Origin of the sequence: Clostridium muellerianum, from assembly GCF_012926525.1 — a bacterium.
GTDB classification, from domain to species: Bacteria; Bacillota; Clostridia; order Clostridiales; family Clostridiaceae; genus Clostridium_AM; species Clostridium_AM muellerianum.
In genome coordinates this window covers 1-26,352 of record NZ_JABBNI010000035.1, presented here as the reverse complement: position 1 = coordinate 26,352, position 26,352 = coordinate 1, and the positions used below count along the sequence as shown (strand labels likewise).

The 26,352-nt window shown below is 30.7% G+C and carries 29 protein-coding genes, 1 rRNA gene, 1 riboswitch and 2 other annotated features; all 30 genes read right to left on the bottom strand.

Annotated features, from left to right (window positions below; translation table 11 throughout):
* Positions 1–204 (bottom strand): 16S ribosomal RNA (locus HBE96_RS16135); the annotation flags it as partial.
* A gap of 614 nt (positions 205–818) precedes the next feature.
* Positions 819–1,013: a hypothetical protein gene (locus tag HBE96_RS16130; protein ID WP_169298753.1), complete on the bottom strand. Its 195-nt coding sequence runs from the start codon at positions 1,011–1,013 to the stop codon at positions 819–821.
* Positions 1,014–1,153: 140 nt separating this feature from the next.
* The gene (gene serS / locus HBE96_RS16125) at positions 1,154–2,431 is read right to left on the bottom strand and encodes a serine--tRNA ligase (protein ID WP_169298752.1); all 1,278 of its coding nucleotides are present in this window, start codon (positions 2,429–2,431) and stop codon (positions 1,154–1,156) included.
* A gap of 77 nt (positions 2,432–2,508) precedes the next feature.
* Positions 2,509–2,715: a binding site (T-box leader), on the bottom strand.
* A 406-nt stretch (positions 2,716–3,121) separates the two neighbouring features.
* Positions 3,122–3,397 carry a hypothetical protein gene (locus tag HBE96_RS16120; RefSeq protein WP_169298751.1) on the bottom strand — a complete coding sequence of 92 codons (276 nt, stop codon included), beginning with the start codon at positions 3,395–3,397 and terminating at the stop codon, positions 3,122–3,124.
* Between the two features lie 718 nt (positions 3,398–4,115).
* Complete coding sequence (locus HBE96_RS16115; RefSeq protein ID WP_169298750.1) at positions 4,116–5,981, bottom strand: APC family permease; 1,866 nt, start codon at positions 5,979–5,981, stop codon at positions 4,116–4,118.
* Positions 5,982–6,478: 497 nt separating this feature from the next.
* A complete protein-coding gene (locus tag HBE96_RS26730) occupies positions 6,479–6,604 on the bottom strand; it encodes a hypothetical protein (protein ID WP_281064354.1) in 126 nt (41 codons plus the stop codon).
* A gap of 272 nt (positions 6,605–6,876) precedes the next feature.
* On the bottom strand, positions 6,877–8,640 hold the full coding sequence (locus tag HBE96_RS16105; protein ID WP_169298749.1) for a GTP-binding protein: 1,764 nt from the start codon (positions 8,638–8,640) through the stop codon (positions 6,877–6,879).
* Positions 8,641–8,667: 27 nt separating this feature from the next.
* Positions 8,668–9,549, bottom strand: coding sequence for a sulfate adenylyltransferase subunit CysD (cysD, locus tag HBE96_RS16100; protein ID WP_169298748.1), 882 nt, complete (start codon positions 9,547–9,549; stop codon positions 8,668–8,670).
* Between the two features lie 104 nt (positions 9,550–9,653).
* Positions 9,654–10,439, bottom strand: coding sequence for a 3'(2'),5'-bisphosphate nucleotidase CysQ (gene cysQ / locus HBE96_RS16095; RefSeq protein ID WP_169298747.1), 786 nt, complete (start codon positions 10,437–10,439; stop codon positions 9,654–9,656).
* A 15-nt stretch (positions 10,440–10,454) separates the two neighbouring features.
* Positions 10,455–10,769 (bottom strand): 4Fe-4S dicluster domain-containing protein, encoded by a 315-nt coding sequence (locus tag HBE96_RS16090; protein WP_169298746.1) that lies wholly within the window; start codon positions 10,767–10,769, stop codon positions 10,455–10,457.
* On the bottom strand, positions 10,759–12,438 hold the full coding sequence (locus HBE96_RS16085; RefSeq protein WP_169298745.1) for an adenylyl-sulfate reductase subunit alpha: 1,680 nt from the start codon (positions 12,436–12,438) through the stop codon (positions 10,759–10,761). The genes HBE96_RS16090 and HBE96_RS16085 overlap by 11 nt, the downstream gene beginning before the upstream one ends.
* 39 nt (positions 12,439–12,477) lie before the next feature.
* Complete coding sequence (locus tag HBE96_RS16080) at positions 12,478–13,209, bottom strand: ABC transporter permease (RefSeq protein WP_206154965.1); 732 nt, start codon at positions 13,207–13,209, stop codon at positions 12,478–12,480.
* Positions 13,187–14,026: an ABC transporter ATP-binding protein gene (locus HBE96_RS16075; protein WP_169298754.1), complete on the bottom strand. Its 840-nt coding sequence runs from the start codon at positions 14,024–14,026 to the stop codon at positions 13,187–13,189. The genes HBE96_RS16080 and HBE96_RS16075 overlap by 23 nt, the downstream gene beginning before the upstream one ends.
* A 94-nt stretch (positions 14,027–14,120) precedes the next feature.
* Entirely contained in the window at positions 14,121–15,149 is a 1,029-nt protein-coding gene (locus tag HBE96_RS16070) for an aliphatic sulfonate ABC transporter substrate-binding protein (protein ID WP_169298744.1), read from the bottom strand.
* 64 nt (positions 15,150–15,213) lie between these two features.
* Entirely contained in the window at positions 15,214–15,822 is a 609-nt protein-coding gene (gene cysC, locus HBE96_RS16065; RefSeq protein ID WP_169298743.1) for an adenylyl-sulfate kinase, read from the bottom strand.
* Between the two features lie 21 nt (positions 15,823–15,843).
* Positions 15,844–17,466, bottom strand: a complete 1,623-nt coding sequence (locus HBE96_RS16060) for a nitrite/sulfite reductase (protein ID WP_169298742.1) — start codon at positions 17,464–17,466, stop codon at positions 15,844–15,846.
* Positions 17,467–17,546: 80 nt separating this feature from the next.
* A riboswitch (SAM riboswitch) is annotated at positions 17,547–17,647 on the bottom strand.
* A gap of 97 nt (positions 17,648–17,744) precedes the next feature.
* Positions 17,745–17,980: a binding site (T-box leader), on the bottom strand.
* A gap of 441 nt (positions 17,981–18,421) precedes the next feature.
* Positions 18,422–18,649, bottom strand: a complete 228-nt coding sequence (locus HBE96_RS16055; protein WP_169298741.1) for a flavodoxin domain-containing protein — start codon at positions 18,647–18,649, stop codon at positions 18,422–18,424.
* A 124-nt stretch (positions 18,650–18,773) separates the two neighbouring features.
* On the bottom strand, positions 18,774–19,130 hold the full coding sequence (locus tag HBE96_RS16050) for an MmcQ/YjbR family DNA-binding protein (RefSeq protein WP_169298740.1): 357 nt from the start codon (positions 19,128–19,130) through the stop codon (positions 18,774–18,776).
* 24 nt (positions 19,131–19,154) lie between these two features.
* Positions 19,155–19,568 carry an SMI1/KNR4 family protein gene (locus HBE96_RS16045; protein ID WP_169298739.1) on the bottom strand — a complete coding sequence of 138 codons (414 nt, stop codon included), beginning with the start codon at positions 19,566–19,568 and terminating at the stop codon, positions 19,155–19,157.
* A 66-nt stretch (positions 19,569–19,634) separates the two neighbouring features.
* Entirely contained in the window at positions 19,635–20,057 is a 423-nt protein-coding gene (locus HBE96_RS16040) for a VOC family protein (RefSeq protein WP_169298738.1), read from the bottom strand.
* Positions 20,058–20,091: 34 nt separating this feature from the next.
* Positions 20,092–20,343 (bottom strand): kinase to dihydroxyacetone kinase, encoded by a 252-nt coding sequence (locus HBE96_RS16035; RefSeq protein ID WP_169298737.1) that lies wholly within the window; start codon positions 20,341–20,343, stop codon positions 20,092–20,094.
* A 46-nt stretch (positions 20,344–20,389) separates the two neighbouring features.
* On the bottom strand, positions 20,390–20,773 hold the full coding sequence (locus HBE96_RS16030) for a VOC family protein (RefSeq protein WP_169298736.1): 384 nt from the start codon (positions 20,771–20,773) through the stop codon (positions 20,390–20,392).
* 58 nt (positions 20,774–20,831) lie between these two features.
* Complete coding sequence (locus tag HBE96_RS16025; protein WP_169298735.1) at positions 20,832–21,425, bottom strand: sugar O-acetyltransferase; 594 nt, start codon at positions 21,423–21,425, stop codon at positions 20,832–20,834.
* A gap of 52 nt (positions 21,426–21,477) precedes the next feature.
* Complete coding sequence (locus tag HBE96_RS16020) at positions 21,478–22,110, bottom strand: RpiB/LacA/LacB family sugar-phosphate isomerase (protein WP_169298734.1); 633 nt, start codon at positions 22,108–22,110, stop codon at positions 21,478–21,480.
* Positions 22,111–22,534: 424 nt separating this feature from the next.
* Entirely contained in the window at positions 22,535–23,017 is a 483-nt protein-coding gene (locus HBE96_RS16015; protein ID WP_169298733.1) for a pyridoxamine 5'-phosphate oxidase family protein, read from the bottom strand.
* Between the two features lie 18 nt (positions 23,018–23,035).
* Complete coding sequence (locus HBE96_RS16010; RefSeq protein WP_169298732.1) at positions 23,036–23,554, bottom strand: GNAT family N-acetyltransferase; 519 nt, start codon at positions 23,552–23,554, stop codon at positions 23,036–23,038.
* 287 nt (positions 23,555–23,841) lie between these two features.
* On the bottom strand, positions 23,842–24,474 hold the full coding sequence (locus HBE96_RS16005; protein ID WP_169298731.1) for a YczE/YyaS/YitT family protein: 633 nt from the start codon (positions 24,472–24,474) through the stop codon (positions 23,842–23,844).
* A gap of 230 nt (positions 24,475–24,704) precedes the next feature.
* Positions 24,705–25,631: a DUF2935 domain-containing protein gene (locus tag HBE96_RS16000; protein ID WP_169298730.1), complete on the bottom strand. Its 927-nt coding sequence runs from the start codon at positions 25,629–25,631 to the stop codon at positions 24,705–24,707.
* A gap of 132 nt (positions 25,632–25,763) precedes the next feature.
* On the bottom strand, positions 25,764–25,928 hold the full coding sequence (locus tag HBE96_RS26390) for a hypothetical protein (protein ID WP_243186967.1): 165 nt from the start codon (positions 25,926–25,928) through the stop codon (positions 25,764–25,766).
* Between the two features lie 12 nt (positions 25,929–25,940).
* Positions 25,941–26,096 carry an RpiB/LacA/LacB family sugar-phosphate isomerase gene (locus HBE96_RS26385; RefSeq protein WP_243186966.1) on the bottom strand — a complete coding sequence of 52 codons (156 nt, stop codon included), beginning with the start codon at positions 26,094–26,096 and terminating at the stop codon, positions 25,941–25,943.
* Between the last annotated feature and the right edge of the window lie 256 nt (positions 26,097–26,352).

Here is a 26,352-nt window from a genome sequence, read left to right as displayed (position 1 = left end):
TAATTAATCTTTCATGTGAAAAACTAATATTATGCGGTATTAATCTCCCTTTCGGGAGGCTATCCCCCACTTTGAGGCAGGTTGCCCACGTGTTACTCACCCGTCCGCCGCTAATCCATCCCCGAAGAGATTTCATCGCTCGACTTGCATGTGTTAAGCACGCCGCCAGCGTTCGTCCTGAGCCAGGATCAAACTCTCAATTTAAAAGTTTAATCTGTACTCAAATTATTGACGTTAAACTTGTTAGTTTAACTAATACTGGCTTATTTAAAATAAGAATTAATTCTTACTTTCACTCTGTTTAATTTTCAAGGATCTTGTCGCATCTCAGCGACTTTTATATCTTATCATGTTTGCTTAGTTTTGTCAAGAACTTTTTTTAAGTTCTTTTTGTTAAGCTTGCTGCATAACACAACTTTAATATAATACCATGTTACTTAAGACTCTGTCAACAAGTTTATTTTCCTTGTTAATCACCTCACGTAACGAATGTAATTTTATCATCTTTACATTTAATAATTACTTATATTATTCAACTACAATTTAAATTATATCATTAATACTTACCTTTTCTTCTAGTTGCTTTACGTTTATCATATAGACACTCCTGATTCCGTTTGCCTACAAAAAACTTAAACGAGCTTAGGATATCAGTCTAAATCCTAAGCTTGTTTTTAAATATTCAATTTTACCCTAAGCTCTAAAAAACTTATTTACAATAGACTAATCCCCTACTTTCATAAAATTAACAACACTATAGATAGGGGCAAAAACTGTTTTTTATTTGAATTTAAATAGCTTTATACAAATTTAAATTCTTATTTTACACTAGCTTTCATTTGTGTCCTTTCCATAATAACATTAATACTATTCTTAACAAGATCAACTGCTTGTGTCTTTGTTTGGCCCTTATGTTTAATCTCTTTGTCTTCCTTCCTAGCAATTGCTTTAAATGGGTAATCCTTTTCACCATTCTCTATAACTGTTATTTTGTACCCTCTATAATTTTCCACACAACGACCCCCTTTGTATACTTTATATATTTATTATATCATATTTTTAATATTTTTAATATTATGTTATTTAATTATATATTTATAATAAAAATGACAGCGCATGAACTTCAAAACTCAATACGCTGTCTTAATTAATACTATTTAATTACTTTCATACCACCCATATATGGTTGTAGTACAGTTGGGATATTTACAGAACCATCTTCATTTAAGTTGTTCTCTAAAAATGCAATTAACATTCTTGGAGGTGCTACTACTGTATTATTTAATGTATGTGCAAAGTATTTTCCATCTTCACCATCTACACGGATTTTTAGACGACGTGCTTGTGCATCACCTAAATTAGAACAGCTTCCTACTTCAAAGTATTTTTTCTGTCTAGGAGACCAAGCTTCTACGTCTACTGATTTTACTTTTAAGTCTGCCAAGTCACCAGAACAACACTCTAAAGTTCTTACTGGTATATCTAAAGAACGGAATAAATCTACTGTATTCTGCCATAGTTTATCATACCACATCATACTATCTTCTGGCTTACATACAACGATCATTTCCTGCTTTTCAAATTGGTGAATTCTATATACTCCTCTTTCTTCAATACCATGAGCTCCTTTTTCTTTTCTAAAACAAGGAGAATAACTAGTTAAAGTTCTTGGAAGAGTATCTTCTGGTAGTATAGTATCAATAAATTTACCAATCATAGAATGTTCACTAGTTCCAATTAAGTATAAATCTTCACCTTCTATTTTATACATCATAGCATCCATTTCAGCAAAACTCATAACACCAGTTACAACTTCGCTTCTAATCATAAAAGGTGGAATACAATATGTAAAGCCTCTATTTATCATAAAATCTCTAGCATAAGAAATAACTGCAGAATGAAGTCTAGCAATATCTCCCATTAAATAATAGAATCCGTTACCAGCAACTTTTCTTGCGCTATCTAAGTCAATACCATTAAATTTTTCCATGATTTCAGTATGATATGGGACTTCAAAATCAGGTACAACAGGATCTCCATAACGTTGAACCTCTACATTTTCACTATCATCTTTACCAATTGGAACACTTGGATCAATTATATTTGGGATAGTCATCATATTAGTTTTGATTTTCTTTTCTAATTCCCCTTCTTTTGCTTCAAGTTCAGCTAAATGTTCGGAATGTGCAGTAACCTGTTTCTTCATTTCTTCTGCTTCTTCCTTTTTACCCTGAGCCATTAATCCGCCAATTTGCTTTGAAATCTTATTTCTATCAGCTCTTAAAGCATCTGCTTCCTTCTTTATATTTCTAAGTTCAGTATCTAACTCAATTACCTCATCTACTAAACCCAACTTATTATCCTGAAACTTATTTTTTATATTTTTCTTAACAATTTCAGGATTTTCTCTTACAAATTTTAAATCTAACATAACCTTACCTCCTAAGTTAAATGTAAATAATATTTTGCCTTTTTAATAAAAAAAAACTTCCATCCCTTATATTAAACATAAGGGACGGAAGATATCCGCGTTGCCACCCAAATTGCTAGTATATAATTAAAAACTAGCCACTCGACAGTAGTATAAAGGGTACTAACCTTTCGATTTATCACCGACAGCTCCAAAAGTGGAAAGATTTACCCTTTCACCGATTCACACCAACCATCGGCTCTCTAAAGAAATTCATAAATCGTAGCTTTTATAATCACTGTTTTTAATATGTGTTACCTTTTATTTATTATATACACATTTGTATTCATTTTCAAGACCTTTTCCTAAAATTCTTTATATTTGTTTAAAAAAAGCCCATATCAGACCTTTTTACGGTGCAAATTTTAATTAAAAAACTTTAAAATAATTACTTGAACCTGCATTTATATTTTGGACAAGTATTTACTTTTCTATACATTATAGTAGTAAAAAATATTTATTAAATTATCTTAATTTGAGTTATAACATGTTTAATTTGTATCTCAACAATGAATAAGCATAATATAATTAACAATCATACAAAGGCATATAGATAGTACTATGTGCAATAAAAATTAGAATGAAATTTGATATCGCCAATTCCATTTTCTATGCCAATATGTCTTTGTGAAAATTATACTTTATTCATAGTTATGCTTCTACTATCTCCATTCTGTGAGTGTAAACATCATAAACAAGTAATTTATCATTCTTCTCTCCATATTCCACCCAGTAGGTTACACTGCCAATTCTCATTCTTGTTAAATAATGTGAGTTTTGTGTATTACGAAATCTTTCTTTATTTTTTTGTGCATTAAAAAGTGTCTTTTCTACGTCATCGCGAAGAATCAATCTTTCTTCCATTTGTTTTTCTACATTATCAGGTATAATTACCTTTAAGCCATAGTCCATTTTTAAATCTTCCATTTCTTAATTCCATAACTCCTTTAATGAATTAATCTTAGCATGGGTTCTATTTTCATGCTTCTTTTATAACATAAGAGTCTTTCTTAAAAGTAGCACTCTCAGATTTTCCATGAACAATTTCAGTCATATCATGTGCTAATATCATTCCAACTGCATCTTCTACTGATATGATACAACCTTCATTATTTTCATCCTCTCTACATAACAGATTTTTATTTATAATATATCCTTTAACAGTAACCTAACAGAATATAGTTTGTGCATAAATAAAAAAATCTTATTCTATAAAATTCCTTCACTGCTATCAATATGCAAATAAAAACTTCAGCAACTTTGCCTTAAAATAATTGTACAAACAATAGGAAAGCTGCTGACCTAACTATAAGTATTGTCTCTCTAATTTTTTAAATTATTCAAATAAAAAACTATGATGTAAAAATAACCGATTTGTTTGATTCATACCATCTCATATAAAAACTTAATAAAGAACAAATAAGGATGTTTTCTAGAGCATAAAAAAATCATCCTTATTTGTTCTTTAATATTTTAAAATATCAGTCCTTATAACACTTATATAATACTGCCTATTTTAAAACCGCATCTTTATACTGTATTTTATTTTAGTATAAAGATGCATTTATTCTGATATAAATATAATTTGCTATAATAGTTACCATAACTAAATATAACATATTAATTACTTTATATAATTAATAGATTATTTATTTGCCTCAGCAATTTCTTCATCTGACAAATGATAAGGAAACGTAGATACAACTATATTATTGTTTCTAAGTAAGGTTTCTCTAATAAAGAAACTTGTATGATTATGTAAAACCTCGCCAATGCGTCCATGAGTAACAAATTGTGGCACTATTACTGTTACTCTTTCATCTTCACCTGCTGCATTTGCAATTAATAAGATATTTTTTAAAAGTGGAGTAATTACAGCTCTATAAGGTGAATACCTAGAAACAAGTATGATATCCGTATCAAGTTCACTCCATCTTTTTTTCAACTTCTCCATTGCTTCCTTATCTGTTGAAATATTAATGGCAATAACATTTTCACTTATACTCTGAGCATATTCTAATGCTCCTATAGTTGCCTTGTTTAAACTGGCAATTGGAACTATTACTATATGAGTGTACTTTTTCCTTAAATCTACCTTTTTTAGATTTAGCTGACTGATACTTAAACCACGAGCAACTTTATCATAGTGATTTTTAATTTTCATCTGAATTGTAATTATAATTGGAATTAAAATGGCAACTATAAATGCACCTTCACTAAATTTCTCCACTAATATTATTATTGTTGTTAGTAAAGTAACAATAGCACCGCAACCATTAATAAAAGCACGTTTCTTCCATCCTTTACCTCGTTCTTTTCTCCAGTGGTTTACCATACCAAATTGACCTAAAGTAAAGGATATAAATACACCAATTGCATACAATGGAATCAATCTATGTGTATCTGCTTTAAATATAACAACTAAGGTACATGCTATAAATGATAAAGCACCAATTCCAAAAGAAAAACTAAGTCGTTTACCTCTAATAGTGAATTGTCTTGGAGCAAAACCATCTTTTCCAACTATGTACATAAGCATTGGGAACCCTGTATATGCTGTATTACATGCCATAAGCAAAATTATAGCAGTACTAAATTGTACTACATAGTACATTATCCCATTATGGAAAACACCAAAGGCTATTTGCGAAACAACTGTAGGCCCATTTGCAATTGGTACAGCTGTATAAAATATAGCAAGTACTGAAGTACCGCCAAATATAAAAAATATTAATGCTGCTAATAATAGCATAACAATCTTTGCACTTTTTTGGCTAGGTTCTTGAAAGTTTGGAACCGAATTACTTACCGCCTCTACTCCAGTTAGTGCAGAACACCCTGAAGAAAAAGCTCTTAAAATAAGAAATATGGATAAATCTTCCGTGGCCTTTCTAGGCACAGAAAACATAGGCTGTGGATGTATATTTAGTATAAAATACTTAAACAAACCATACACGATCATAAAAATCATACTAAATATAAAAATATATGTAGGTATAGCAAAAATTCTTGACGATTCACTTATACCTCTTAAATTTAAAATAGTTAAAATTATAATTATAATTACAACAAAGGTAACTTTATATTCCGCCAAACCAACAAATGCAGAGATAATAGCATCTGCACCCGCACTAGCACTAACTGCAACAGTAAGTATATAACTGATTATTAATCCAGCGCCTGCAGATAAACCAGCTTTATTACCTATATTCTCCTTTGCAACCTTATAAGCTCCTCCTCCTTGAGGGTAAGCTCTTATAATTTGAATATATGCAATAGTAAGTATTATAAGAAGTCCTATAATCATAAAAGAAGTCCATGTTAACCACCTATATGCTGATGCACCTAAAACTATTAAGACAAAAAGAATTTCTTGAGCACCATAAGCTACAGATGATATCGCATCACTAGCCATAATTGCTAGTCCGAAAGGAATATTATACTTTTCATGTTTACCCTGCTCATTAGCTAAAGGTTCTCCAAATAAAACATCTAAAAATTTCTTAAGCATTTGTTCTCTCCTTGTGTCATATTTAAAAAATATTGTACGGTAATAATACCTTTAAGCGCCCTCTGAATGTCTACTTTCAACCTACTAAATATAAAAAAGTACATATATAAATATACATCATAAAATGCACTTTTTCAAATAAAAAAACTACTTTTATACATTATTTTTAATGTTCAATTTTTTGGGTTATATAAAACCTTTGTCTTCCTTTGAAAAGCTTACCCTCAATAGTATCTTTTGAGTTTATTGTAGAAAAATTCTTATACTTTGATGAAGTCATAGGAAGTAGAATTTTAGAAATGAAAATAATTTAATCAGATGCCTTACATAGAATTGATTTGTTTTTTTACCTATATGTAAAAGAATATTAAACACTATTACACTTTATTTTATTTATAAACGAAACAATTTTTCTTATAGAGTTTATCTATAAAGCATTAAAAAATACCTTGTATTTCAAATTCTCAATATCATTTACAGACTTCAATTGAGGATTATTATAGTATTGTTGAAACTTTTACTGGAGATTTTATTATTTTATCTTTTAAACTATTGATTTTTTCACCCATATCATATACTTTATTAATATAAGTAAGTAATTGTTTTAAATAACTTTTACTCATTTTATCAGCATCCTTTTATTTTTAGTTTCTAGCAAAACTATTATAAAAAGGATGCTTTTATTATGTGATTTTTTCCATACAATTTTCAGTAAAAATTGAAATCTATTAATTCTACTGTAAATATTCATAAAGCTTTATAATCCAAAGGACTACCGTCCTAAAAAATTTTTAAGTACTAAAAAAATACTACATAACAAAAGAGGATTTCTTGCACCAATGCTTTAGAAATCCCCTCTTAATTTAACTTATTAAACTGACCCTTTGCTTAGATACTAAAAAGGCTTGAATATAATATTCTTTTCCTGTAACAATGATTTTATTTTGTCTACTGCTAATTCCACAGTATCCTCTTTAGATACAAGTAAATCCTCATCTATTTCAGATATTTCATTTTCTCCTACCCATACCTTTATGACTTCTTTAGAATCTACAGCAGCTTCCACTGTTTCTATATCACCACTATTTAACTCTGATGCTGTTGCTATTAATATACTTCCTGAATCCATCATAATATTTGACATTTCTGAAAGTCTTTTAATATGCTCTTTTTTACTATGATCTTCAGCATAAAGTGCATTATTTATACCTAGGAAGTACACACTTCTTCCATCTGAAAATAGTTTTCTTTCAAGTGCTCTTGCAATGTCCTTCTTTCCTGCATTCTCCTTACCTGTTATGCATATTAACGCAGGTTTTTGGCCAAACTTTTCTGCTCTTTCTTCTAAGGTTATATAGCTTTTTTCCCATTTATAATTTTCCTTGTGGGAGTTATTTTCCTCATCCTCAAGCTCCTTTAATATAATACCTCCTCCAGCTATTTCATATTTATCAACTATTACAAATCTGCTGGTTTGAGCAATTTCATGGGATAAGTCAAAAGCAATAGGCTTATCTGTTTTCAAGATACACTCTGCCACTTCATGTCTATCTATCTGATCCTTAACTTCATTATCCAAATTAGAAGCATCAATTACCTTTGTAATTTCTTCAATTTTAACTTCAACCTTGGAAGTTCCAACCTTTAGTATATACTCCTTTTCCTTTACCATTGGACTTCTGCCAAGCCAAAATAAATTAACCTTTATTCTGTTTGTAACTTTAGGCTTAATATCACCTGAAATTGCAGCCATTTCTCCTCTTTTAATATATATTTGTTCATTAAGAGTAAAACCTGCTGCATAGCCTGAGCCTATACTTTCTCTAGCTTCTCCATTAAATACTTCTATGGATTTAACTGTACTCTTTTTCCCTGAAGGGTAGAATATTACCTCATCACCTACTTTCACTCTACCAGTTTCAATGGTTCCAGCCACAATTCTTCTGTTATCTCCATCTCTTGTAAACTTGTAAACTGCTTGTACTGGCATTCTAAAAGGCTTATCATCTGGAAGCTTCTCCTTTTCAAAGCTATCCAGCACCTGTAATACAGATTGTCCTTTATACCAAGGCATTTTATCTGACAGCCCAACTATATTTTCTCCAAAGAATCCACTTACAGGTATAAAGCATTTTGGTTCTACATCTATCTTATTTAAAAACTCTGTATATTCCTTTGTAATACTTTCAAAAATTTTTTCATCATAATTCACCAAATCCATTTTATTAATAAGCACTACTACATTTTTTATTCCAAGCATTGATAATAAATATCCATGTCTTTTGGAATTTTCTTTTATTCCTTCTTCTGCATCTATAACAAGCAGTGCAACTTCAGCTCTTGAAGCTCCAGTTACCATATTTTTCAAAAATTCTATGTGACCTGGTGCATCTATTATAATGTAATCTCTTTTCTCAGTTTTAAAAAAGCATCTAGCTGCATCTATGGTAATTCCCTGTTCTTGTTCATCCTTTAGTGCATCAAGTAAAAATGCATATTCAAAAGGCTTTGAATTTCTTCTGCATCTTTCCTTAACCTGTTCCAATTTACCTTCTGGTAAGGAATTTGTATCTGCTAATAATCTGCCTATTATTGTACTTTTACCATGATCTACGTGTCCAACTATTACAATATTCATATCTTCTCTAGTGAAATTCATTTAACTTCCTCCATTTCTTTAACCACTTTACATATAACCATTTTTTCTAAGTTCTTCAAGACCACCGCCATCTTCTTTGTCTTGAGCTCTTCCTGCTCTTTCAGCAATATTTGCAAACTTACCAGTTTTAAGTTCTAAAACTATTTCTTCTACAGTCTTGGAAGTTGATTCTACTGGATTTGTGCAAGGCCAGCATCCAAGAGAACGGTATCTCTTTCCATTACCTTGATCAAAATATAAGGATACTATAGGAATGTTTTCTCTCTGTATATATTCCCATATATCAAGCTCTGTCCAATCTAAAAGAGGATGAATTCTAACATGGGTTCCTGGTGCAAAATCTGTTTTATATTGGTTCCAGAATTCTGGAGGTTGTTCTGCAATATCCCAATCGTTATTTTTATCCCTAGGTGAAAAATATCTCTCTTTAGAACGACTTCCTTCTTCATCAGCTCTTACCCCTACAATAATTCCAGTAAAAGCTTCTGTATTTTTATCTACTTCATATTTCCCTGTATCATGATTTAATCTATATCTTGGCCACTTACCGTTTAGAGTGTTAGTTAAAGCATCTGTTTTAAGCCTCTTACAGCACTGAAGTCTTGTAACATTACCATCTGGAAATGTTTCTTTCTTTTGGAGTGCTTCCTTATTTTCTCCATAAATCATATCAAGCTTCCATTTTAAAGCTAATCTATCCCTATATTCAATCATCTCTGCTATTTTATAATGTGTATCTACATGGACTAAAGGAATAGGAACATGACCAAAAAATGCTTTTCTTGCAAGCCATAAAAGCACTGTACTATCCTTACCAATAGACCACAACATTCCAAGGTTTTTAAATTCACTATATGCTTCTCTTAATATATGAATACTCTTATTTTCTAATTTATCTAAATGATTCAATGTAATCCCTCCACATCTTATTTCTATGTTTAAATATTGCATAAGCTATCATAAAAATTTGTCAACTTTATAAGAAATTTTCTATACTTATAATTTAAAAAATATTATTCCTGTATATTAAAAATGTTTTTTTCATTATTAACAATATAAAAACCCTTCTCATTTAAAGTATTTTCTCTATTGTAAAGCATGTCACTAGAATCCAATTGTTTAAAGCTTCCTCCTGCTTCTTCAACTATACATTGCATAGCTGCAGTATCCCATTCCGAAGTAAGTCCAAAACGATAGTATACATCTGCCTCCCCTTTAGCTATCAAACAGCCTTTTAGAGAACTTCCTGCATTTTTTACCTCTTTAAACTTGTTCTTATTTTCTTCTATTAATTTAGACAACTGCTTCGAAGTATGTGATCTACTTGCCACTAGGATCAAGTTTTCCTTCTTATTTGAAACCTGCAGTTTGTTAAATAGGTTTTCTAATTTCAAATGAGCACCATGACCTTTAACAGCATAATAAAGTTCTTTTGTAACTGGAACATATATTACTCCTAAAACTGATTTATGTTTATAACTTAAAGCTATATTTACTGTAAACTCTCCATTTTTCTTAATGAATTCCTTAGTTCCATCTAAGGGGTCCACTATCCAGCACCAATCATTTTCCAATCTATCTTTAGTATCCTTTTTCTCTTCAGATAATATTGAGTACTCTGGAAAATTCTTTAGTAAGCTGTCTACAATTATGTCATTAGCTTGTTTATCTGCTAAAGTTAAAGGGGTATTATTTTCTTTATACTCTACTTCTATAGAACCGCTGTATATCTCCATTATTTTTTCCCCTGCTCTTATAGCTGCATCTATAGCCACATTTAATTCATTTACTAATTCCATAAACTTCCTACTTCCTTAATATTTGTTTGATTCTTTTGTATTAATTTTTACCCAGTGAACTTTCCCATTACCATCTGTAATATTCCACTGCCAAAAATCTTTTCCTTTTTTTGCAGTCATGTAGCCTCCTCTTCCGCCTATGTCTTCTCCTAGAAAATATTTTATAGCAGAAACTCCACATTCCTTTAAACAAGCAGTACAACCCCAGCATTCATCCTCATATTTTATAAAAGCCTTCTTGTTTTCATCTGCATATATTAAGCTTCCCGGACAAACTTTTATGCATTTTCCACACTTAATACATTTATCTTTATCAATTTTAATGCTCATAAGTATCATACCTTCCAATTAAATCTCTAAAAACAATTTCAACTTTTTCATTTTTATAAATGGAATTTACATATTTAAGCCAGTTTGTATCATCCTTTACTGGATAGTCTTCATTTTCTGTATAGCATCTCCATCTTGTTTCTTTTCTTGCTTTAAGGTGTTCAATTAATACCCTGCAAACATCAAGTCTATCAATTATTTCATATATAAACATCAACTCATGCATATTATTTGCTTGCAATTTGTATACAGATGAGTTTAATTCCTGAATTTTTTCAAGAGCTGTTTCCAAACCCTTCATATTATATTTGTAAGCCTTAGAAATTCCTCCAGCATATTTATCCATAATATTTTGCATAGCTTCTTCAATATCTTTTATGGAAAATGTACTTTTGTTATAAAAAAACATAGTCATTTCATGAATTTTCTGTCCTATCTCTTTATAATCTGACTTTTTTATTACCACACCTTTAACATTTTTAATAATTGATTCTGCAGCTATTTCTCCTTCAGCAAAACATCCTGTTACATATTTTTTAGGACTTCCACCTGCCACATCACCTATTGCATACAGCCGTCTTAAGGTAGTTCTTCTATCCACATCAACCCAATATCCACTAGCAGTATGTCCTCCTACTATATAAGGTTCTGTACCATCTATTTCTACATTTTCCTGCGATGGTGATGTATTTTTTTCTATCCACTTTAGTGTTTGAGCTGGTGCCATATTGAGGTAAGCTTTAAATAAATCCTCACTTAATTCTTCAGGTATGCCCTTTGTATTTAAATAACAGGGTCCATTACCTTTATAGTTTTCCATAACTGTTGCATACAACCTCATAGGTGTAGTAGGTTTTCCATACTTTTCAACATAAGTTTCACCATATTTATTTACCTGCTTAACCTTTACTCCCTGAGCAATGGTTCCAGTAGGAGCTATTGTATCCTTACACCTAAGTGCTATAAATCTCATTTCAAATGAGGTCATTTCTGCTCCTGCTCTTATTCCCATGGCATAACCTGCTCCTGTATTAAAGGGACTATACCACATTTTATGTTTTGAAAATCCAGGATTATTAGGTTTATATATTCCTGAAGTACCGCCAGTTGAACATACTACAAACTTGGAATGTATAACATAAATAGTGCTTTCTTCATTGGAAAATCCTATGGCACCATTGACTTCTCCATCTTTAATTAAATAATCTATTATGTTAACTCTATTTAATACCTTAATGTTATCTCTTCTATTCACTTCATCTGCAAGTATAGGTTTAATATTCTCACCATTGATTTTTATACTTCTCTTACCCCTTTGAATATAATTGCCCTTTTCATCCTTTAATATAGGAAGACCCAAAGCTTCAATTTTTTCTGTAACTTTATTAAGACGTTTTGCTATGCTGTATACTAAATCTTCCCTTATCACATTTTCTGAATCCCTTTTTACATAATCAACAAAAGATTCTTCACTTTCTCCTTTGCCTATGTATGCATTTAAAGCATTTACTCCTGCAGATAAGCAACCACTTCTTTTGATATTTGCTTTTTCTGCAATTATAACCTTCAATTTAGATTTTTCAACAATAGATAGAGCACAAAAGCATCCTGCTGCCCCTCCTCCTATTATAAGTATATCTGTTTCTAATGTTTCTATTTTAAAGTCCAACTTGTATCTCCCTTTCATTTTTAAATAAAGCTTAAAAGTTTATAGTTTAACTTCCAATCCCCATTTTTGCCTTATGCTTGCTTCTATTCTTCCAAATACCACATTATCTAAAAGTAGTCCTATAGCTATTATCACGATCATAACAGCTAAAACCTGGCTGATATCTGCTAAATCTCTTCCTATCATAAGCACTTGTCCAAGTCCTCTTGTGGCCACAAGCATTTCTCCTGCCATTAAAGCCCTCCACGCAAAGGACCAGCCCTGCTTCAAGCCTGCAATAATAGAAGGAAGAGAAGCTGGCATTACCACATTTAAATAGAGCTTCACACCTTTAGCTCCCATTGTTTTAGCTGCTTTTATGTACAGCGGATACACATTGTTAATAGCACCTTCTGTAGCTATGGAAATTGCAAAAATTGATCCCATGGCTATAACAAATATAATTGTCTTCTCACTTAATCCATACCAAAGTATTGCAAAAGGCAGCCAGCAAATACTTGGAAGAGTTTGAAGTCCTAGTATTATTGATTTGATATTTTCTCCAACATACTTATAACGAACAATGAATATTCCAAGTGGAATACCTATAATAACTGATAAAAGGTAACCTATCATAAGTCTTTCCATACTGGCACCCACAGCAATTAAAAGTGTATTATCTATGGATAAAAAATAAAGACTTTTAATTACATCAACTGGCGATGGGAATGTATATGGCTTCCAAATTGAAAGTACATCTACACCTATCTTATATACCAATTCCCATATCATTATCAGAAGAATATAAAATGCTATTTTTTTCAATACTCCAATCGCTGTCGTACTCAGATTTTGCAACCTTCTCAACCTCCTCCTTAAGCTCCTTCATTACCTGTGCAGTAACATAAGCCAAATCTACATTTTCTATATTTCTTGGTCTCCCAAGTTGTATTTTAAATTCTTTTTTAACCTTTCCTGGATTGGTAGACATTACAATTACTCTATCTCCTAAAAGAACAGCTTCTTCCACATTATGAGTAACAAATATAATGGTCTTCTTTGTCTCTATCCAAACCTTTTGAAGCTCTGTTTGAAGTATATTTTTAGTTTGACTATCCAGTGCTGCAAAAGGCTCGTCCATTAAAAGTACCTCTGAATCCAAGGTAAGAGCTCTTGCAAGAGCCACCCTCTGTCTCATTCCACCTGAAAGCTCATGAACAAAAGAATTTTTGAATTTTGCCAAATGCACCATTTTAAGATAGTATAATGCTTTTTCTCTTCTTTCCTTACTAGGAACACCTGCCATCTTCATGCCAAATTCCACATTGTCAATAACCTTTAACCACGGGAACAGTGCAGATTCCTGAAACATGACAGCTCTGTCAACTCCTACTCCGTTTATTTCCTTATCATTTAAGTAAATCTTACCTTCACTTGGAGTTTCAAGACCAGCAATTATGTTTAAAAGTGTAGACTTTCCACAACCTGAAGGTCCAAGGAGACATATAAATTCACCTTTTTTAAAGGAAAGATCTATGTTATCTAAAGTGTAAGTTTCTTTATGCTTTGATATAAATTTCTTATTAACACCTTTAATTATTAAACTCAAATTTATCACCTCTTTCTCATTTAATCCTGCTAATTCCATTTGTAACACTCTCATTATCCAAGGTTGAAAATACTAGAGTTCTTAAGCTTTGAAATCACTTGATCTCCTGTTTTCCCTTTTCCTTAAGAACTTTATTTAATATATCTAATTTAAACAAATCCTTTAAATCCGGTCTTTCTCTTAAGAAACCAACACTAACAGATAAATCTGTCATTTCCTCTATGGACTGCTTTTCCGGATTGTTAGTTGAAGTAATTCTTTTAAAGGAATTGTTTAAAACACTCTTTTCAAGAGGTTTTTTAGTTAATTTGCCAATTTCATCATTTACAACATTTTTAGCAGCTTCTTTACTTTCATTAATATAATCCGTTATATCAACATGAGCCTTTAAAAAGTTTTCTACTACCTCTGGATGACTTTTTATAAAATCACTTCTTGCAACAATAACTGCCGTTGAATATTGTCCTTGTCTCCAAACCTCATTGTAATCAAGGACTACCTTTGCTCCTACTTCCTTCTCAAGCCTTGCTCCCCAAGGTTCCGGCACCAATGCAGCATCAATCCTGTTTTGATCTAATAAGGTTTTTATATCCGGATTTTCCGCCCTGACTATTTCAACATTTCCACCCTTTGTTTTATCCTTAAGTCCATTTTCTTTTAATAACGCTCTTAAGGATAAATCCTGAGTATTTCCAAACTGAGGAATGGCCACTTTTTTACCTTGAAGGTCCTTAACCTCCTTAATACCTACATCTTTCCTTGCAATTAGCACTGCTCCTGCATCTGATGCACCTGAAATAATTTGTATTTCTCCTTTAGACCTAGCATAACCATTTACTGCTGGACCAGGGCCTACATATGCTATGTCCAATTCACCAGCAAGAAGTGCTTCAATTTCGGCTGGGCCTGCATTAAACTGTTTCCACTCAATAGGATGTTTATCTCCTAACAGCTTTTGAAACCTTCCTTGATTTTTACCTATTAATGCTTGAGCATGAGTTATATTAGGAAAAAAACCAACTCTCACTTTATTATCATCACTGTTCTTATTTGAGGAACAGCCTAAAAAACTTGCTGCTGTAGCAATGACCAGAAGTAAAGCTCCTATTCTTCTAAATTTCATTTCTAGCCCCCTGTATAATTTTAAGTAAACTTCTTTAATATCTTTAAATTTTCTTTGTGATATTTCACTTCGCTAAATATCCGTTATGCTCTAAAAATTTTATTATCTTTTCCACAGAATCATCTATAGACTCCTTATGGGATAATATTGTTATTTCTGGATTTTCAGGTTTTTCATAAGCTGAATCAATACCTGTAAAATCCTTTATTTTACCTTCTCTTGCTTTTTTATATAACCCTTTAGGATCTCTCTCTTCACATACTTCAATATTACAATCTATGAAAATCTCTACAAATCTGCCCTTTACTAGCTCTCTAACCTTTTGTCTATCCTCTTTAAAAGGTGATATGAAGGTAGTAATTGTTATAATACCTGCATCCACAAAAAGTTTTGATAGCTCCCTTACTCTTCTAATATTTTCTACTCTATCTTCATTTGAAAATCCTAAATCAGAATTCAAGCCATGCCTTAAATTATCTCCATCAAGCATATAAGTAAGATATTTTCTTTCATACAACTGTCTATTTAAAGCATCTGCAATGGTGGATTTTCCTGAACCAGACAATCCTGTAAACCAAAGCAGCAAGCCCTTTTGATTTATCAAATTTTCTCTATGTTCTTGTTCTATGCTCATGCTGTGCCATACTACATTATTTGATTTATTAGCTTCCATATACGACCTACCTTTTAACAATTATTTTTTAGATAAAAATTTTACATCTGAATTAAAATCATAATATGCATTTGAATCAATTCCTGTAGTTCTAAACTTCTCAATTAAAGCTTCAACTTCTGACCACTTTGCTTCTATAAACTTATCAAAATCCTCATATTTATTTTCATAAGCTAAAAGTGCCAATTCATATAAAAATTCTGGAATGTTCTTTGCTGGAATTTCTCCCTTTACTTCTCCGAATTTTGTTTGATAAACTTCTAAAGTGCCACCGTAATAAAGTGAATATGCCGGAATCATTCCTTCTTCACCTCTGATAGCCTTCCCTGAAAATGCTATCTTTCCAATTTGGTGCTGTCCACAAGAATTGTTACATCCTGATATAAATATCTTTGGTAATACTTTTTTTATCTCTTCTGGAACCTTTAAAAATCTTTCATATATAGCATTTGACAAACCTTGAGAATTACATAAACCAATTCCACAAACCTTTGCTCCTACACAGGATATAGTATTTTCAACAGGAAGCTTTGTTGTAAAGGAATCTACAATTTCAAAAAACTTATCTACATCTTTACCCTTTATATCCCTAACATAAAAACCTTGAGTATTGGTAAGTCTTATTGTAGTTTCATAATCTAAAGCTTTAAGATAATTCAATATTTTGTTTAAATCCTTTGTTTCAATGTATCTGTCATTGGTGTGTATGAAAACTGAATAATATCCCTTTTGCTTTTGTTCTTTTATAATTAAACTATCTGTACTTGCTTTGCTTCCCTCATTTTCATATTCTCTATCTAGAGCTTTAATATTTAAATCCAAGTCTAAATTTTTCTTTGCCTTATTTACATAGTCTTTAAGAAGTTCTTTAAATTTATCATCGCCTAATCTATATCTGATAAATCTTATTCTAGCCTTATTTCTATTTTCCCTATCACCTTCAGTTTCAAAAAGCTCCTTCATAGCTTGTACATAGTAAAGTGCATCATTTTCCTCTATGAAATCATCTATTTTTAATGAGGTGGTAGATGCTCCTCCAAGTCCTCCTGCTGCATAGACTTCAAAGCCTTTTTTACCATTTTCTACTTTTGCAACAAATCCTAAATCTGCTATAGTGGCATAAGCTGTATCTAAATTATTATTAGAAAACGAAACCTTATACTTTCTTGGAAGTTTAACTGTTGATGGGTCTTTTAACAAGTGATCAGCAGTTTTTACAGCATAAGGAGTAACATCAAAAATCTCATCCTTATCTACTCCTGAAAGTGGTGAACATGCCACATTTCTTGCTGAATTTCCACCTGCTCCCAAGGTATTTATGCCAAATTCTAAAATCTCATTCATTATTTTCACAGTATCTTCTAGTTCTACTCCGTGAAATTGAATATCCTGTCTAGTTGTAAAATGTATTCTGCCATGAGAATACTTATCAGCAATTTTGCTCACAGCTTCAAACTGCTCCAAAGTAATTATTCCTGCTGGTGTTTTCATTCTAGTCATGTACTTTTCTACCTCACGTTCTGCATAAACTCCCATAGCAGACCTTATTCCCTTAATATTAGGGTCCACATTTCCGTTTTTGTAGTCAGTTATCTTGACTTTATAAAATTCAATTTCCCTTTTGATTCTTTCTAAAGTTTCCATGTTTAGTTCCTCCTCTAAAATAATTAAAACCCCTTCATGCTTTGTATGCATAAAGAGGCTTATTTAAAACAATCAACCAATCTTTATCATCCAAAGCTTAAGCTTTGTTGGTATTAGCACCTTACGTAAGTAGGTTGCTGTGGAGTCATAAAGCCAATCTCTCGTCCACTCTTGATAAATTCCAATTATTAAATTATATGAATATTAGTATAATTTAATAAAATTTATCTGTCAATACTTATTTTTAAATAACAAAAAACCTCCTGCCTCTGAAAAACTTCAGAGGCAGAAGGTTAACTTCCGCGGTTCCACTCTGATTAAGCAAAAATGCTCATCTTTATTCTGATACTGACATACCATATCTCTATAACGGGAGAACCCGTAAAAGCCTACTAAATTTCGGTTTTATGCTCACAGGGGCACTTCAACTATATTTCCACATAAAACTATCTCAACCATGTAGTTTCTCTCTGTATGTTCCATATAATTTACTTTTCCTATTCACAGCATTTATTTTTTAAATATATTTAATCAAATTTAAATAAATTATAAACGAATGTTTTTCAAAAAGCAACATAAATTTTATAAAATCAAAAAACTTACAGTGTAATCCTACTAAGTATTTTTAATTTTATCTGCGTTTTTTATATTATATACCACTAATGTGTAGATTTTATGAAGATACTATCTGATGAAACAAAAATCTTAAATGTACAGTTACTCTTTATAAACATACACCGCATACACTTAAAATTTCTTCATAACTTCTTTACATGAATAATATATAATTACTTTATTAATTTAAAGAAAATTTACTGGAGGGATAAGTATGAATTGTCACGGAAACAATAAAAATAAACAAAATTCTCATAATCATAGTCCATTAAAGCATATGCTCCATATGGTCATTTGCTGTGGTTTACCTCTAATTTTGGTAGGATTATTGCCAGCTATATCAAGGCTTAGCCCTAGTGCCAGCTTGGAAAATAAAATCTCTCACTATTTTAGGCAAGTTGCTAAAATAAATTGGATATGCTAGAACGATAAAATCACTTTTTCGGATTTCGTCTAAGACACTGGCATCTTCAATTGAAATACATTTTGCCGCTGCGTCAAGTTCTTTTATAAATAATTCAATACAATGTTTTGTGTTACCTGTTCCGCTAAAATATATTCCTAACATATCTTTGCTACCTCATTTCTTTCAACTATTGTAAGATTAATTATGCTCAAAGCACAATTTTAAACGAAACTTTTCTAATTGGCTCATCATCTTCTTTATAATCACAATCCAGTCAAAAAAATTTCTATTTTGTCAATTCATAACTCAAGTTAATTAAATTGTAGATTTCTTCTTTAGGAAAAGAACTATTCAAAACAATCGTAATCCAGTGTTCCTTATTCATATGGTATGCAGGCAAAATCCCTTGTTGACCTCTTAGTATGCTTTTTAATGTTGGATCACATTTTAAGTTTAATATCTCAGCACTTCCTTTTCCAGTTAAACCTAATTTAATTCCTGGTACATCCATAATTAGAGCATACCACTTGCCGCCACCCTCATGTCTAAGCACCGCATGATCTGGATATTTAAACCAAGGATAATCTGGTTCTGTGCAAAATTTTTCCTTTGCATAATTAAAAATTTCTTCTCTTTCTATCATAAAAATGCCTCCTGGAATTACTGTTTATAAATATTCTTCTATACTTTCTGCATACTTTTCTAATTCACCATCAATTGAATAATAAATATATACGCTATTATTTACAATATTATACATGAATGAATTTCCTATCCCATCATCTGAGAAAACAATACAATTCTGTAAACAATAATTATTACGGTAAAATATAGTTTGTATCAGCATCATATTAATTGAATATATAATATATGATATACTCATTAACTCTTGAGTCTTTGAATTTTTTATTACTTCCTCAATTCCATTAGAAAACTTTAGAATTAACTTTAACTCATCAGGCAGATATAAACCTAATTCACTTTCAACTTTAATTATTTCTTCTTCTGTTACAGGTTGATTAGTTTTAAAACTATTAGCAAAATGTTTATTCAATTTTGCAATAATACTATCTAAATTCATTTATTCCGCTTAATTTCTCCTACAAATTACTATTTACTGTGTTTAGCCTTAAATAATAGTTGAAATTTATTTAACTCTTTTGAACATTGGATGGTTTTCATTAAATTCAACTAAATCCCATAGATTTCCATATAAATCTTTAAATACTGCAACCGTACCATAATCCTGTTCTTTAGGTTCCCTAACAAATTCTATTCCTATTTTTTTCATTTCATTATAATCACGCCAAAAATCATCAGTTCCTAAGAAAAGAAATACTCTTCCCCCTACTTGGTTTCCTATGAAAGGCTTTTGCTCTGGCTTAGATGCTCTTGCAAGTAATATTGTTGTTCCATTTGAACCTGGAGGGGATACTACCACCCATCTCTTTTCTTGCTCAGGTTGATATGTATCCTCTACTAATGTAAAATGAAGTTTCTTTGTATAAAATTCGATTGCTTCATCATAATCTTTCACTACTAAAGCAATATGTACAACTGATTGAATCATCATTTTTCCCCCTTGTTATATCTCTTTATAATTTTTAACCTTTAAGTCCCTTTGATTGGCGTTCCATATCTTCAATTACAATATCATATATCTCTCCTAATGAAGCACAATATTCCAGTACCTTCCATGGTTCATTAGTATGATAATGAATCTTAATCAACTCCTCATCTCCTACAGCAATTAAACAATCTCCTTTGAAATTTTCTACAAAGTATTCGTTAATTTTATCTTCATCAAGATTTTCCCCCTCAATTAATAATTGTGTATCATATCTATATTCCAACATAATCTTTTTTTCCTCCCTAAATTACTATTTAACCTTAAGTTGAAATTTACACTGTTATCTCAATTTGATTTTCCTCTATGCCAATTATGCAGCTTTCATAATATCCGTCACCAGTAGTTCTTGGTCCACTAATTACTTTATATCCATCTTTTTTAAGTTCTTTTGTGAGCTTATCAACCTTTTCTTTACTTCCAATACTAAAAGCAATATGAATAAAGCCAGTGCGTGTCAAAGTTTTATCTATATCTTCCATATTGGGTTTATTCATAATTTCTAAACGTGCACCATGCTCAAATGTTAAAAAATAAGATTTAAAGCCAGTATTCTTATTATAGTATCCGTCATTTGACTTTGCACTCAAATAAGAAATAAAGAAATCTTTTGTCTTTTCCAAGTCATTTACATACATTGCAACATGTTCAATTCTCATGACCTTACCTCCTATAAATCCTGTTTTTGTTTAAATTATATAAATCCTTTCTTAAGTTTTAAGGTTGCTCATCTGACAAGCTAATTAGGTCTTCTTCTGTAATCTCTCGCAATACTTTGCAAGGATTACCCACTGCAATTACCCCTGCTGGTATATCTTTATTTACTACACTTCCTGCTCCAATAATGCTACCTTTTCCAATAGTAACTCCACCACATACAGTAGCATTAGCACCAATCCATACATCATCTTCTATTGTAATAGGTTTTGAAGTTCCAATTCCTTCTGCTCTTTGTGTTGGAAATATAGCATGTCCAGAGCATGCTAAACAAACTCCAGGAGCTATAAATGCATTTGCACCAATATGTACTGGAGATGTATCTAATATCACACAATTATAATTAATCACAGTAAGTCCATAAGTATGTATATTGAAGCCATAATCGCAATGAAATGATGGTTCAACAAATGTTAGTGGATTATAAGTTCCAAGTAATTCTTTTAAAATACTGCTTCTTCTTTCTCCTTCAGATGGTCCTGTCTGATTATATTTCCAGCATAATTCTTTCGCCTTTTGTTGTAATTTTGACTGCACACCTGTATGTCTTGAAAAATATCCTTTATTTTGTTTCATAATTTCCGTAAAATCCATTATCTTATTCCTTTCAAATTACTATTTTTAATGCTTAACCTTAAATTAGAATTTATCGACATGATTGCAATAGTTCTTTTAATTCCTTATTCTGTCCATATTTCATGACATAATCATACACAGAATCTCGTTTGACAACCTTCCCCATAAAATCTAAATCTATTTTAGGAATCACCTCTATAAGTTCTCTTTTTGTAATACTATTTATGGCCTTTAACAACTTAGTATCTCTTTGTTTTCTTATTGCATCTTGCTTTGGATACCCAGTTCCAAAGGGCCCATCAAATAACTTATCTAATGTACATTGCAAATTAATTTCACCAGCCCATCCAAAATTTAATCCAAGAGGAAATGAAACTGCATTACCATTATTAATTCTTCCAAATAAGTATGCATCCGATGGATTTTCAACATATCCACATAAAACACCTGGTAAGCTATTACATGCCAGCATCATTCCTTGTCCAGAAGAGCATCCCGTTACCACAAAATCTATCGCCCTACTTTCCAGTAAAATACTTATAAGCATTGCTGTTTCAATATAAGAATATTCAATTTCTTCATCCGGAAAAATTCCAAAATTAGTAACTTCATATTTTTTATCTTTTACAGTTCTTATTACAGAGTTATATAATAAATTGTTCTTATCCTTCTGAGAACTTGCCTGAATAACTGCAACTTTCATAAAATACACACCTTCAAACTACTATTTTATTAAACATCTTCAGAGCCAATTAGTTTATTCAATTACTTCTTTATCTCTTAAAAAATCTACTACTTTTGAATTTAAGTTGTTACCACCATTATATTTGCAGTTACAACCTATAACACAAGAACTAACCAATACTTTCTCTTTTACAAATTGTATGCATAACTTTTACTTCTCAGATAATTATAACATGTTTACCAAGTATTATAATAATTTTTAAATAACATGTATATATTTGTTTATATATTAATATTGAGATTCAGTTTTTAAAGAAACACTTAAAAACACTCCAAAATTCAAACTTGAATAATGCAGTGTTTATAAAAATTATTGGCCTTTTCCACTTTTTCGTTAAATTTAGGAAGATAATGAGTTAATAAGTTTTGTTAACAGCATAAAGCTAGCGTCCCCTTTTCCCAGTTAGACTTATTATATCCATTTTTAATATTGTAATATTATCATACACATTATCATTTTTTAAAGTCTTTTCTTTAATAATAGAAGGTACATTTTCCAAATGATTTAAAATAACTTCCATCCCATACTTCTTTTCTTCAATATTTTCAACAAAAGAAATTTTACCATTGATAACAATTGAGCGATATTCATGCCCGCATTCGCCCATTATGTAACCTCCATCATCTATTATTGTTGCACAAACATTAGGATTATAAGAAATAAAGTCTATCTTTAAACCTTTAAATCCTGTATGCAAAAATAAAACATTTTGACTTTTATCATAACCATAACTTAAACTTACTATGTAAGGCTCATTATCTCGACACATTGATATTACTACATATTTACCTTGTGCTAATATTTCATTTAATTCATTTTCGTCACTTATTTGCCTATCTTGTCTCCTCATGTGATATTTTTCCAATATACTTTACCTCCAAACCTATAATGTTTTTTCAAAACATTTTAAATTTTCCCATATTACATTTTGAAAATGGAATTTTGTTGTACCTACATAAAGGTATCCAAGCTTAGGATATAGAGTTCCAGCTGGAATATTGCCTTCATAAGTATCAAGGCGAATAACTTTATATCCTTGGTCTTTGGCATATTTCTCACTAAATTCCATCATTATTATTGCTTTACCTTTACCACTTTCAGAAGGTCGAATACACAAAGTGTGAATGACCATAATTTCGCTTGGTTTGGCCTTTGTAATCCACGAAATATTTTCATATTCTTTGGGTTGAATACTGTTAAGTACTACACAGCCATATATTCCATTTTCATTTTCTCCAACAAACATTGTATTATTATCAATAGCACCTTTAGCATAATCAACTGTTGGATAAAGTCCTTTTTGCCAATTTGTATAAGACACTGTTTGTTCTTCATGATTCAAAATCTCATTATATATATTTTCTATTTCCAAAATATCATATATTGTAGCCATCCTAATCATCTTTTTTCACCCCCACAAATTTACTACTTATTTTTCAGTTAACTATAACATATTTCATAAATATTATAATAATTTTCAATTATCATGCTTATATTATAGTTTTACAACATATACATAATATGTTTGTAATATGTGTTTATTATATGCAGATATTAAAATGTAATTATTGAAAAATTTACTAAAGACACCCCAAAATTCGAGCATGAATAATGAGGTGTTCTAGTAATTTATTCGTTTTTTCAGTTGTGCCATTAAATAGGAGTTCTTCCCCTATAACCATAATTCTATCAATTTAACCTTTTGTCATAGTAGCTTACAATTCTCCCAACTAATAGTGCTGAGGCAATTGTGCCTTCACGGACACCGTTTAATTTATGAAACATACATGCAGATGCAATAACACTAATAATAATTAATGCAATATCAAAGCATACTTTTGTTTTTCCAAAATCCTTATGTGTCTTTTGGGAAATGGCCTTCACTAAACCTTCGCCAGCAAGCATTACAACATTAGCTTTTACTTCCAGAAAAACACCTAATGCAATCACAAATATACTTACAATACAAACAAGCCATTGTACAAAGTAACTGTTAATTTGAATGCCAGATATAAAATGTAGTGCAAAATCTGTAAAATATCCAAAAAGAACTCCTACAACAAGCTGCAATAATTGAAAAAGCTGATACTCTCGTCGTAAAATTACAATTTGAAAAGCAACAAATACCATTTGCAATACAATAGTGATTTCACCCATGGACCATGGTAGTCCTAAACTTAGTACTAAGGGTATACTTGAAATAGGAGTTGTACCCAATCTGGCTTTTGTTGATAAAGCAGTTCCAACTGCTATAATGAATAGCCCAACTATCAATAGAAGATAACGTTTTATATATTCTTTAGTTATTTCCATATTTCTCATCTTGCTAACACTATTCTTTCCACTCTAAAATTCCCCCCCTAATAAATTATATCACGTTTATATGACAATATATGTTGTATTTTTTTCAAAACATAACACAAAAACATCCCAAAATTCAAATTAATAATGGGATGTTTTATTAAATTATTTTAATGTGGTTAATCTAAAAATGAGATGCCACTTTATAAAACGAAAATCTAAGTTTTTTTATATTCTACTTAATACTAAATTTAATCTCTATTTATGTTCTTGTAACCTTTTAATAACCTAATGTAATGATTTGCTTCCCTTACTACATGGTCACCAAGTAAAGGATAAGCTATGGATCTAATAGTACAATTTATCAATCCTTGTGTTCCCTGTTTTTTAAAATCTCTAATTCCAACAGTAGTATTCAGTGTTCTTTCACTTACCTCAGGCAGCAATCCTATATTCTGTGTTAAATCTCGAGCTTCTTCAGTTAACTGATCAAATTTCTTACCATAATCATTAGCTGTATCAAATAATTTAACTTCTGTTGGATCTAATAAGCCACGTATAAATTTTGCATGTTCTGCCATAATTCTATTCCAAAAACCTTCTTGATAAACAGCCTCTCTAACTAAATCTATTTCCTCATGATTTTGTAATTTAGTTAACATTCTTAAGTAAAACTTAGCTTCCCTTAGTACATGATCTATAAGTAATGGATAGTTTGTAGTAAATGTTTTGCAAGTTAGAACATCATTTAATAATCTGGACTTGAATACAGATATTCTATTAGCTGCGGCCATTGCCTTATGATTTAACATAGATACTGTTCTAACAAGTTGGTCATTGTCATATCTATCCTGTGCCAAGTTTAATTCCATTCTGGTAACATTACTATTAATTTTAATTCCTGAATAAAATTCAGTTTCTCTTTCTGAATGTAAAGTTAAATCTGTTACTATCTCTCCAGAATGTGCTACTTCAGGACTGATGATTCCTTCAGAAAGTCTAATAGTCTCCACAAGTAATTGAGTAAATTCATTTTTTAACATATCTGCCTGACAAGCTAATTTATAGTCCCTAGATGTTAATCCTGCTTCAAGAAAAATAGCATGCTCTTTCGCAATTCTCATAAAGAATAAATTCAATTCTAGGGATTGTCTAACAAATTTCCTATTAGATAACATTATATATACTCCCTTTTATACATACTCATTTCATTTTATTCTAAAGACATATTGTATGTGCAAAAAACTTTTGAGAAACGGATATTATATTAGGTTACTATTTATAACACTCAAACCTAAATTGAAATTTTATCAATATGATTTCAGCAGTTCTTTTAATTCCTTATTCTTTCCATATTTCATAATGTAATCATGCACATAATCTCGTTTGACAACCTTCCTCATAAAATCTAAATCTATTTTAGGAATCACTTCTACAAGTTCTCTTTTTGTAATACTATTTATAATCTTTAACAACTTAGTATCTCTTTATTTTCTTATTGCATCTTGCTTTGAATATCCAATTCCAAAATTAATAACTTCATATTTCTTATCTTTTACAGTTCTCATCACAGAGTTATATAATAAATTATTCTTATTTTTCTGTGAACTTGCCTGAATAATTGCAACTTTTATAAAATACACACCCTCAAACTACTATTTTTTTAACACCTTCAGAGTTAATTAATTTTTTCAGTTGATTATAACATATTTCACAAATATTATAATGATTTTCAAACATCATGTATGTATTATAGTTTTACAATATGTAAATACCTAAGTTTCGTACAAACGAAACTTTAGTAGTTTCCATATTATAGTTTCCAAAAAATAAATAATGGATAATACCAAGCCTTGAAGTATAATTTTCTTTGCAGAGAAAAATTAAGAAAGGCAGGTA